Source organism: Bacillus sp. FSL K6-0138 (assembly GCF_037982765.1).
Lineage (GTDB): Bacteria > Bacillota > Bacilli > Bacillales > Bacillaceae > Bacillus > Bacillus glycinifermentans.
Window position 1 is genome coordinate 3,904,707 of sequence record NZ_CP150286.1, and the last position, 9,780, is coordinate 3,914,486.

The 9,780-nt window shown below is 46.4% G+C and carries 12 protein-coding genes and 1 other RNA gene; 3 read left to right on the forward strand and 10 right to left on the reverse strand.

Going from position 1 to position 9,780, the window contains the following annotated elements; translation table 11 throughout:
- Window positions 1–20 precede the first annotated feature (20 nt).
- Window positions 21–1,085: a site-specific integrase gene (locus MHB78_RS20625; RefSeq protein ID WP_046129138.1), complete on the forward strand. Its 1,065-nt coding sequence runs from the start codon at window positions 21–23 to the stop codon at window positions 1,083–1,085.
- Window positions 1,086–1,157: 72 nt separating this feature from the next.
- Here the strand turns inward: MHB78_RS20625 and ssrA are convergent.
- The 7 genes from ssrA to MHB78_RS20660 form a co-directional block, all read right to left on the reverse strand.
- Window positions 1,158–1,515, reverse strand: a transfer-messenger RNA (tmRNA) gene (ssrA, locus tag MHB78_RS20630).
- Between the two features lie 115 nt (window positions 1,516–1,630).
- Window positions 1,631–2,104 (reverse strand): SsrA-binding protein, encoded by a 474-nt coding sequence (gene smpB, locus MHB78_RS20635; RefSeq protein WP_046129137.1) that lies wholly within the window; start codon window positions 2,102–2,104, stop codon window positions 1,631–1,633.
- 112 nt (window positions 2,105–2,216) lie between these two features.
- On the reverse strand, window positions 2,217–4,520 hold the full coding sequence (gene rnr, locus MHB78_RS20640) for a ribonuclease R (RefSeq protein WP_046129136.1): 2,304 nt from the start codon (window positions 4,518–4,520) through the stop codon (window positions 2,217–2,219).
- A 13-nt stretch (window positions 4,521–4,533) separates the two neighbouring features.
- Complete coding sequence (locus MHB78_RS20645; RefSeq protein ID WP_046129135.1) at window positions 4,534–5,280, reverse strand: carboxylesterase; 747 nt, start codon at window positions 5,278–5,280, stop codon at window positions 4,534–4,536.
- 117 nt (window positions 5,281–5,397) lie between these two features.
- The gene (gene secG, locus MHB78_RS20650; protein ID WP_046129134.1) at window positions 5,398–5,628 is read right to left on the reverse strand and encodes a preprotein translocase subunit SecG; all 231 of its coding nucleotides are present in this window, start codon (window positions 5,626–5,628) and stop codon (window positions 5,398–5,400) included.
- Between the two features lie 159 nt (window positions 5,629–5,787).
- Window positions 5,788–6,072, reverse strand: coding sequence for an AbrB/MazE/SpoVT family DNA-binding domain-containing protein (locus tag MHB78_RS20655; protein ID WP_046129133.1), 285 nt, complete (start codon window positions 6,070–6,072; stop codon window positions 5,788–5,790).
- A 28-nt stretch (window positions 6,073–6,100) separates the two neighbouring features.
- The gene (locus MHB78_RS20660; RefSeq protein ID WP_096892181.1) at window positions 6,101–6,286 is read right to left on the reverse strand and encodes a helix-turn-helix transcriptional regulator; all 186 of its coding nucleotides are present in this window, start codon (window positions 6,284–6,286) and stop codon (window positions 6,101–6,103) included.
- 200 nt (window positions 6,287–6,486) lie between these two features.
- Here MHB78_RS20660 and MHB78_RS20665 point away from each other — a divergent pair, with 200 nt between their 5' ends.
- The gene (locus tag MHB78_RS20665) at window positions 6,487–6,891 is read left to right on the forward strand and encodes a transcriptional regulator (protein WP_046129131.1); all 405 of its coding nucleotides are present in this window, start codon (window positions 6,487–6,489) and stop codon (window positions 6,889–6,891) included.
- Between the two features lie 156 nt (window positions 6,892–7,047).
- Complete coding sequence (locus MHB78_RS20670; protein WP_046129130.1) at window positions 7,048–7,446, forward strand: helix-turn-helix transcriptional regulator; 399 nt, start codon at window positions 7,048–7,050, stop codon at window positions 7,444–7,446.
- Between the two features lie 46 nt (window positions 7,447–7,492).
- Here MHB78_RS20670 and MHB78_RS20675 read toward each other — a convergent pair whose 3' ends face one another.
- The 3 genes from MHB78_RS20675 to MHB78_RS20685 are packed head-to-tail and all read right to left on the reverse strand — an operon-like array spanning window position 7,493 to window position 9,775.
- Window positions 7,493–8,170, reverse strand: a complete 678-nt coding sequence (locus tag MHB78_RS20675) for an ABC transporter permease (protein ID WP_046129261.1) — start codon at window positions 8,168–8,170, stop codon at window positions 7,493–7,495.
- Window positions 8,171–8,190: 20 nt separating this feature from the next.
- Entirely contained in the window at window positions 8,191–9,072 is an 882-nt protein-coding gene (gene opuCC, locus MHB78_RS20680) for an osmoprotectant ABC transporter substrate-binding protein (protein ID WP_231947514.1), read from the reverse strand.
- A gap of 49 nt (window positions 9,073–9,121) precedes the next feature.
- Window positions 9,122–9,775, reverse strand: a complete 654-nt coding sequence (locus MHB78_RS20685) for an ABC transporter permease (protein ID WP_046129128.1) — start codon at window positions 9,773–9,775, stop codon at window positions 9,122–9,124.
- Between the last annotated feature and the right edge of the window lie 5 nt (window positions 9,776–9,780).

Here is a 9,780-nt window from a genome sequence, read left to right on the forward strand (position 1 = left end):
CTTATATTGGAGGTTAGACAATGCCCGTATATAAAGATGAACAAAGGAAGACATATTTTTTTGTAGTCAGAGTAAAGCAAAATGATGGTAGTACCAAACAAATAAAAAGGCGCGGATTCAAAACTAAAAAAGAGGCAAAGGAAGCCGAAGCAAAAGCTCTTATCCAAACAGAAACAAGCTCAAATATAACATTTAGACAAGCAGCAGAAGGCTATTTTGATTGGTACAAAGTAAGAAGAAAAAAATCATCAATACAAGTGATTAAAAATATTCTTTACAACCACTTAATTCCTGAATTTGAGGAATCAAAAATGAACCTAATAACCCCTAAAAACATCATGGAATACCAAAACAAAATTATAAAAAAATATTCTCCCGATTTCTTAATGAAAATACATACAACGCTATCGGCTGTTTTTAATTTTTCAATAAAATTTTATGGAGTAAAGAGTAATCCCGCCAGAATAGCAGGTAATTTTGAGGTAGAACCTAATAAACGTCTTAACTACTGGGTTTTTGAAGAGTTTAAACAGTTTATATCTGTTGTTGATGATCTAATGTATAAAGCATTTTTCACTACAATGTATTTTTCAGGCGCAAGAAAAGGAGAATTGCTTGCGCTTCAATGGAATGATGTAAATTTTGAGGATAACACTATTCACATAACAAAAACCGAATATAACAGGGAAATAACCAAACCAAAATCAAAGTCATCAATTCGGTTTATTTTGATGCCAACGCATGTAATGGAGTTGTTAAAAAAACTTAAAAAGGACGCCGAAAAAACAGCACCATTAAAACCAGATTATAGGGTTTTTGGTTCTTTTTATAGTAGCCTGTCTACCAGCACCATAGACAGAAGATACGAAAAATATATTAAAGCATCCGGGGTAAAAAGAATTGTTCTACATGAGTTTCGTCATTCACATGCCTCTTACCTGATTAATAAAAATTGCAACCCGTTGATAATATCACAAAGGTTAGGGCATAAGGATGTAGCCGAAACTTTAAACACTTACAGTCATCTCTATCCTTCTCAACAAAGTGAAATTGTATCACTCATGGAAAACGATAAAATTTCTTAAATGTTACCATAGTGTTACCATAAAAAAAATTAAAACCCCTAATGTCTTGATAACACTGGGGTTGCAAAATAAGTATGGAGACGGTGGGAGTCGAACCCACGTCCAGAAACGTCGATACTTCAGCGTCTACGAGCGTAGCCCTGCATATTTAGATTCGCTCATCGTCGTGCCTGCGGGCGGGCCTTCGGAGAGCTAGTCTGATGAATCTCTTCCTGCGCCCTCAGACGGAGGCGCAAGCGTAGCCTACTCGGTTATGGGCTCTGTACCGGCACATAGGCGATGCGGGCAAGAGCTCGCTGCGCTAATTAGGCAGCTAAAGCTAAGTTCTGGTTATTAGATTTGCCAGTTATATTTAGGTGCGTTTTTACGAGATCGCCTCTCGGCTCGCAGCTCAAGCTCGATCCGTCCCTGTCGAATCCGTAACGTCCCCTTGTAAACAAGGTATACGGAAAAACTGGCTGCATCATTATTATAACAAGATCACGGCGAGATTGAAATGGTAATCTCTGTGATCACGTTCAAATATGATAACATACATCCAGGCTTTACATCAACCCTTTTTGCCTGTCGCGAAAAGCCCTTTCGATTTCGCGCTTCGCGTCTTTCCGCTTCAGGTCTTCCCGCTTGTCGAATTTCTTTTTCCCTTTTCCAAGACCGAGCAGCACTTTGGCAAAGCCGTTTTTCAAATACAATTTGAGCGGCACGAGCGAATACCCCTGCTCTTTCGTTAAGCCGATGAGCTTGTTGATCTGCTTGCGGTGCATCAAAAGCTTCCTCGTCCGCAGCGGATCGTGGTTGTAGCGGTTTCCCTGCTCGTACGGGCTGATGTGCATATTATGCAGGAACACTTCTCCCCTCTCGATTTTGGCGAAAGAGTCCTTTAAGTTCACCCGGCCGGCGCGGATCGATTTGATCTCGGTTCCTTGCAGAACGATGCCTGTTTCGTATGTTTCCTCTATAAAATAATCGTGATTTGCTTTTTTATTTTGGGAAACGACTTTCCCTTCTCCCTTTGGCATACGGCAACCTCCTCCCGCTTGCTTCTTTCCTTCCTGAAAAGGCAGCGAATACGTATTATTCTACCAAATCGGCGTCTGTCTTACAATTCGCCGCCTTTTCCGAAGTGTGCCGCTATTTTTTCTTTTTCTTTCTTTTTTGCTTCGGCGCGTTTTGAAACCCGCGTTTTTTCTTCACTTTTTTCTTTTTCGGCCGGGTGAACCAGTCGCCTTTTTCTTCGGAAGCCGGTTTTTTCTTGACGTCTGACTTCTTCTTGGCATCCGGTTTCTTCCGGCGGCGCGTCCCTTTCATGCCGACGATTTCGAAATCGATGTTTCGCTCTTCTTTATTGACATCGACGACGCGCACCGTGATTTCGTCGCCGATCCGGTAGACGTTGCCCGTTCTTTCGCCGATCATGGCAAAGTGCTGTTCGTCAAAACGGTAAAAATCGTCGGTCATAAAGCTGACATGCACCAGCCCTTCGATTGTGTTCGGAAGTTCGACGAACATCCCGAAGTTTGTGACCGAGCTGATGACGCCGTCAAATTCTTCGCCGATCTTATCCATCATATATTCGGCTTTTTTCAGATCGTCCGTTTCCCGCTCTGCATCGACCGCATTGCGCTCCATATTGGAGGTATGCTCCGCGATGTCAGGTAAAAGATGAGCCCACTTCTCCCGTGTCGCCTCATCCGTTTTCCCCTGAATTAAATACGTCCTGATCAGCCTGTGAACGATTAAATCGGGATAGCGGCGGATCGGTGATGTAAAATGCGTGTAAAATTCCGTCGACAGCCCGAAATGCCCGAGGCTTTGCGGGTCGTATTTGGCCTGCTTCATCGATCTGAGCATCACCGTTGAGATGACGGCTTCCTCAGGCGTGTCCCTGACATCATCCAATACCTTTTGCAGTGCTTTCGGGTGGATGTTCCCCGCTGTTCCTTTAACGACATAGCCGAACGTCGTGACAAACTCGAGAAACCTTTGCAGCTTTTCCTGATCCGGATCTTCGTGAATCCTGTAAATAAACGGAACGTTCATCCAGTGAAAATGCTCAGCGACTGTTTCATTGGCGACAAGCATGAACTCCTCGATCAGCTTTTCTGCCGTTGACCGCTCCCGCAGCACAACGTCTTTCGCCTTTCCTTCTTCATCGACGAGCACTTTTGCTTCCTTAAAGTCAAAATCGACCGCTCCGCGCGCCATCCGCTTCTCGCGCAAAACGGCGGCAAGCTCTTCCATATCTTTGAACATCGGCACAAGCGCTTCATACTTCTGCTTCAGTTCTTCATCATCATCGACCAGAATTTTGTTGACGTCTGAATACGTCATCCGCTCGGTCGTTTTGATGACGCTTTGGAAAATTTCATGCTCGACAACCTGGCCCTGCTTGTTAATCAGCATCTCACAGGACATCGTCAGCCTGTCTACTTTCGGGTTTAATGAACAGATCCCGTTTGACAGCCTGTGCGGAATCATCGGGATCACACGGTCGACGAGGTAGACGCTTGTTCCCCGTTCATACGCCTCTTTGTCGATCGGCGAGCCTTCTGTGACATAGTGGCTGACATCGGCAATATGGACGCCGAGCTTATAGTGGCCGTTCTTCAGCTTTGTGACGGTGACCGCATCGTCCAAATCTTTCGCATCTGCTCCGTCGATCGTCACGATCGTTTGATCGCGCAAATCCCGTCTTCCTTTAAGGTCGTTCTCATCGATCGTTTCCGGCGTTTCGTTTGCCTGCTCCATCGCCTCCGGGGGAAATTCTCCCGGCAGCCCGTGCTTATGAATGACGGAGAGAATGTCAATTCCCGGATCATTTTTATGGCCGAGAATTTCAACGACTTCTCCTTCTGCGCTCATCCGGCCTTCAGGATAGCTTGTCAGGCGGACGACGACTTTGTGCCCCTCGACTGCGCCGTTTTTGGCGTGTTTCGGGATGAAGATGTCATTCGTAATTTTTTTGTCATCCGGAATGACGAAGCCGAAGCTTTTCGTCTCAGTATAAGTTCCGACAACCGTCTCGATATTTCGTTCAACGATACGGATCACGGTTCCTTCTTTTTTTGTTCCGCCGGTCTGTGTGCTGAGACGGACGAGGACGGTATCGCCGTTCATTGCCGTCCCCAGCTCGGACGGCGGAATGAAGACATCGTCAAGGGAAGAATCCTCGGGCAGGAGGAACGCGAAGCCCTTTGCGTGCGCTGAAATCTTCCCTTTAATTAAATTCATTTTTTCCGGCAGCCCGTATCTGTTGCTTCTCGTCCTGACAATAAGCCCTTGTTCCTCTAAAGTAACCAGGGCTTTGACAAGCTCTTTATACTCATCTGCATCCGTAATTTCAAGCATCTCCTCCAGTTCCTGTACTGTCAGAGGTTTATACGCTTCTTCCTTCATAAAGGCGAGAAGCTTATCCATAAATTCTTCTTTTTCCACTAACCAGACCTCCTTATGTCTGCCAATCCAGCGTTTCTAAAAACCTGTACACATCCTCGTGCAACGTGTCCCGCTCTTTATCCAAAGTGATGGCATGTCCTGATTCTTCATACCACTTGATTTGCTTATCATCCGTCTCGACTTCATTGTAGATGATGTTCGCGCTGTCCGTATTAATCATATGATCATGGCGGGCCTGCACCACAAATGTCGGCGAATAAATCATGTCGACATGATGTCTGACATCTGCGATCAGCTCCTGTAATGCTTTTAATGTGTTCATCGGCGTTTTTTTGAATTCTTCCATTTCCGCGTCAATTTGTTCTGCGGATTTTCCTTCGAACTTCTTATAATTCCGGGCATAATCAAGGACGCCTTGATACATCGTTTCTTCGCTTTTGATGTACATCGGCGCGCACATTGGGACAATTCCCTTCACGGGTACAGTGTAACCCAATTTCAGCGAAAAAACCCCTCCGAGAGACAGTCCGCAAGCCGCAATTTGTTCATATCCTTCCGATTTTAAATAGTCATAGCCCTCCATGACGTCTTTCCACCAATCTTCCGGACCTGTATGTACAAGCTCTTCCGGCGGCACCCCGTGTCCTTTATATTGCGGGGCGTGGCACGTATAGCCCCTTTCATTCAAATACCTTCCGAGCATGCGCACATCGGCCGTGTTTCCGGTAAATCCGTGCAAAAGAAGGACGGCTTTTTTTCCGCCTTTAAATGTAAAAGGTTGTGGTTTGACGATTTTCATGATTTACAGTCTCTCCTTTTCATATCTATTCTTCCACGTTTGAAATGGAAACAAACTTTCATCCGTTAAATAAGAAAAAAGGTCTGACTTCAACATCAGACCTCATGCTTCATTGCCTTATACAAAGTAAGCAAGCGCAATCGTTAGGAAAAAGAAAAGCACGACCAATACGACCGTAATGCGGTGAAGAATCAAATCGAGCCCTCTTGCTTTCTGCTTTCCGAAAAGCTGCTCAGCTCCCCCGGAAATTGCACCAGACAGCCCGGCGCTTTTGCTGGATTGCAGCAAAACGACAATGATTAGTACGATGCTGACAATCACTAATAAGACGGTTAAAAATGTGGCCATTCCCTACACCTCCAGACAAACTGGCTGACAATATTTTTATTTTACATGAAAACGAAGTGCATGTCACGAGCTGTCCGTGCGTCTTTTTTATTTTTTGCGGCTCCGTTGTGCCCTAAACCAAAAAGAAGCGGAAAGAACGCCGCTTCATGATATGTAACATTATTTCTTTTTCGACAGCGCCTCCATCATATCTTTCAGAAGCAGCTCTGCACCGCGCGGGCTGAGCACGATTTTGCCGCCGGCGTACGCTCTGTTCTGCGTTGTGATTTCTCCAGTCATCAGACATGCCATGTTGGCAGCGTACTTCGTGAGAATGATGCTGTCTCCGTCGCTGTATATTTCAAGCGGGTCCTTTTCCTTGATATTCAGCACCTTGCGCATTTCAACCGGGAGGACCACCCTTCCAAGCTCGTCGATTCTCCTTACGATTCCGGTATTTTTCACTTTGTGAAATGCCTCCTTTTCTCCTTTTTTATTGACTTTTGTCAACGTCCTGATAATAAAAGAGATCTTCGAATTTCTTGTTGAAGTAATGAATCATTTTGCCGATGACAAGCTGGCCAGGCCTCCTTTCTCCATTTAACACTCTGCTCAGTGTTGCCGGGGATACGCCGATTTCGATGGCAAGCTGATTTAAGGAAAGATTATGTTCGATCATATACTGAAGGACAAAATCTCTTTTGATATGGATCTTCTTTACCACTTTACCTCCCCCTCATGCGAATATATATTTCTTTTTATCTACATCCACCATATACACTTTGTTAACTTTTGTCAATACTTTTATCATCCAGATGTTTCCTATAGTCAATATTCATACTAAAATATTTGATAATAAGAGATTGCGAGGTTTTATCCATGACAAACTTTGGAAGCCATTTAAGACAATTAAGAGAACGAAAAAAACTAACCGTCAATCAGCTTGCCATGTATTCCGGCGTCAGCTCCGCCGGCATTTCGAGAATCGAAAACGGGAAGCGCGGTGTCCCCAAACCGGCGACGATCAGGAAGCTTGCAGACGCTCTGAAGATTCCGTATGAGGAATTGATGGCATCAGCCGGCTATATCAGCGCCTCAACGGTGCAGGAATCAAGGAGCAGCTATGATACCATCCATGATGTCGTCTCAAGGCACGGCTTGGAGAATCTGTCTCTGTTCGACAGCGAAAAATGGAAGCTCCTTTCGAAAAAAGACATTGAAAACCTTGACAAATATTTTGACTTTCTCGTTCAGGAAGCAAAAAGCCGGGACGGCAAATCCTGATCCTCTGCCATCGTTCCTCTTTTTAGCCCGTACACATTTCTTGCTGCTATTTTATCCCTTACGTTAACTTTTGTCAATATTTTTCTTGTTAAACTGTTTCCTTTAGTCAACATTTGCTTTAAAATGTACATATCATAAGATTGAGAGGTTATGGCGATGACGACGTTTGGAGAGCAGCTTAAAAAACTGCGGGAACAAAGGAAATTATCGGTTAATCAGCTGGCGATGTATGCCGGTGTGAGCGCTGCCGCGATCTCCAGAATCGAAAACGGGCACCGCGGAGTCCCGAAACCCGCGACGATCAAAAAATTGGCAGAAGCCTTAAAGATTCCTTATGAACAGCTGATGGACATCGCAGGCTACATGAGCGCGGGCGAAATCCGAGAAAAGCCGCCGGGCTACCGCACCATTTGCGATATCGCAGATGAGCTGGATGCAGAGGATTTGTGGCTGTTTGACGCGGAAAAGTGGGACTGCCTTTCCCGCGAGGATATTTTACATCTTGAGCAGTATTTTCACTTTCTTGTCGCTGAAGCCAAGAAACGAAAACAGTAAAAAGCCGAATTTCCTTTTTAAAAGAAATTTCGGCTTTTTACTGTGGTTATGCGGTTCCAGGGCCTGGCGAACGTCCTTTGCTGCTTTTCACCGGGCTTAACACGCGCTCAACCCAGCCCATCAAAAGATCGGCGATCACGGCCATCAGCGCGGTCGGGATCGCACCCGCGAGAATGATCGCCGTTCCGTTCGTGGCGTTCGATCCTCTGACGATGATATCGCCGAGTCCGCCGGCGCCGACAAACGTTCCGATGGCGGTGATGCCGATCGCGATCACCAAAGCGGTTCTAAGGCCGGCCATGATCACGGACATCGCCAGGGGAAGTTCAACCATCCGCAGTACTTGCAGCTTCGTCATGCCCATCGCTTTGCCCGATTCGAGATAGGCGTGCTCGATGCTGACGATTCCCGTATAGGTGTTTCTGATGATCGGCAGAAGCGAATACAGAAATAAAGAAAGGATAACCGTATTTGCCCCCAGCCCCATGACGAGCATGAGCACGGCAAGCATCGCCAGCGCCGGTATCGTCTGAATCACGTTTGTAATGGCAAAAACCCAGCCGCTGATTTTTCGGTACCTCGCGATCAAAATGCCTGCCGGGATGCCGACGATCGCGGCGAACAGCACGCCGTACGCCGACATTAAAAAGTGGCGGAAAAATTCCTGAAGAACATAGCCTCCGTTTTGCGCGTAGTATGTCCAAAGCTGTTGAAGGACTTCCATCTGCTGCATCACCATCCTTTTTACTGAAAATAGTTGTGTTTCTTTAAAAATTCTTCGGCGACGACAGACGGCTCTTTCAATTTTCCGTCGACCTCGTAATTGAGCTCCTGCATCGTCTCAGTGTCGATTGTTCCGATCAATTTACCGATGACGCCTTCAAGTTCGGGATGCTCCTTCAGCACTTTCTCCGGAACGACGGGCGAGCAGTCGTACGGCGGGAAAAAGCGCTTGTCATCCTTCAATATTTTCAGATCATAGGCTTTGATCCTGCCGTCCGTTGAATAAGCGAGGACGATATCCATCTTGCCGTTTTTGACGGCGTCATAGACAAGCCCGATCTGCATCGGAAACGTTGAACCGAACCCGAAGCGGTACGTTTTTTTAAACCCTTCATAACCGTCGCCTTTTCGTTTCAGCCAGGCATTGTCAACGCCGAGCTTGAGCGTGTCCGCGTCTTTTTTCAAATCAGAAATCGTTTCATAGTGTTCTTTTTCGGCCAGTTTCTTCGTGATCGTAAACGCGTACGTATTATCAAATCCGTAGGAATCAAACCATTTATAATTAAATTTCTTTTTAAAATCCTTCTGGACGATTTTGAGCGCTTTTCCCGGGTCCTTTTCCGCTTTTCTGCCGAGCGTGCTCGTCAGGTCTGTTCCGGAATAGCGCGTTGCGGAAATATCGATATCCCCGCTGAGCATCGCCTGGTGCTGCACATAGTTTGAACCGAGGTTTTTCACCAGCACCGTATTTAAATCCGTATCATGCTCGATGAGCTGGGAGAGCATATTGGCGAGAATCTCGGATTCCGTCATGCTTTGAGCGCCGATTTTAATCGTTTTGTCAGACGCCCCGCCCAGTCCCGGGAGCGCACAGCCGCTCGCAAAAAGCGAGAACACCAGCATAACGGCACAGATCAGCCTCAATGTTTTCTTCTGCATATAAGCCAACTCCTTACGATACTTCCTTCATCCCTTTTAATCCTTCAGGCGTGACTTTGCTTTCGGTTTTCTGAAGGATATAATCGATCAGCACGGCCAATATGATAACGGGAACCGCTCCGGCGATAATATATTCAGGCTGGTACAGGTTGAGCCCGATAAAAATGTAGTCGCCGAGGCCCCCGCCGCCGATAAACGAGGCGAGCGTCGCCCATCCGATCAAGTAGACGGTCGATGTCCTGATTCCCGCCATGATTACCGGAACCGACAAGGGCAGTTCGACGAGGCGGATCTGTTCCCATGCAGTCATACCGATTCCCTTTCCAGACTCCAACAAATTTCGATTGACCCCTTTTACACCGGTATACGTATTTCTTAGAATCGGTAGGACTGAATAGAAAAATAATGCGACGATCGCCGGAACCTTCCCCACGCCGAGCAGCGGAATAAAAAACGCTAAGATCGCCAAACTCGGCAATGTCTGCACGATATTGACGGCGCCGATTACGACCTCCGCTCCCTTTTTCATCCTCGTCAAAAGCACGCCGAGCGGAACAGCCGCAACAATGCCGAAGAGCACCGCCAAGATGGAAATGTATAAATGCTCCCATGTTTTATAAAGCATCTCTCCGCCGTTCTGCTGCAAAAATTGAATCACCTGATACATCCTTC

Excerpts from the sequence above, each read along its gene's own strand:
- MHB78_RS20625 (WP_046129138.1), top strand. The coding sequence starts at position 21 with ATGCCCGTATATAAAGATGAACAAAGGAAGACATATTTTTTTGTAGTC.
- smpB (WP_046129137.1), bottom strand. The coding sequence starts at position 2,104 with ATGCCAAAGGGAGAAGGGAAAGTCGTTTCCCAAAATAAAAAAGCAAAT.
- MHB78_RS20645 (WP_046129135.1), bottom strand. The coding sequence starts at position 5,280 with ATGAAAATCGTCAAACCACAACCTTTTACATTTAAAGGCGGAAAAAAA.
- secG (WP_046129134.1), bottom strand. The coding sequence starts at position 5,628 with ATGGCCACATTTTTAACCGTCTTATTAGTGATTGTCAGCATCGTACTA.
- MHB78_RS20660 (WP_096892181.1), bottom strand. The coding sequence starts at position 6,286 with ATGATCGAACATAATCTTTCCTTAAATCAGCTTGCCATCGAAATCGGC.
- MHB78_RS20665 (WP_046129131.1), top strand. The coding sequence starts at position 6,487 with ATGACAAACTTTGGAAGCCATTTAAGACAATTAAGAGAACGAAAAAAA.
- MHB78_RS20670 (WP_046129130.1), top strand. The coding sequence starts at position 7,048 with ATGACGACGTTTGGAGAGCAGCTTAAAAAACTGCGGGAACAAAGGAAA.
- MHB78_RS20675 (WP_046129261.1), bottom strand. The coding sequence starts at position 8,170 with ATGGAAGTCCTTCAACAGCTTTGGACATACTACGCGCAAAACGGAGGC.
- opuCC (WP_231947514.1), bottom strand. The coding sequence starts at position 9,072 with ATGCTGGTGTTCTCGCTTTTTGCGAGCGGCTGTGCGCTCCCGGGACTG.
- MHB78_RS20685 (WP_046129128.1), bottom strand. The coding sequence starts at position 9,775 with ATGTATCAGGTGATTCAATTTTTGCAGCAGAACGGCGGAGAGATGCTT.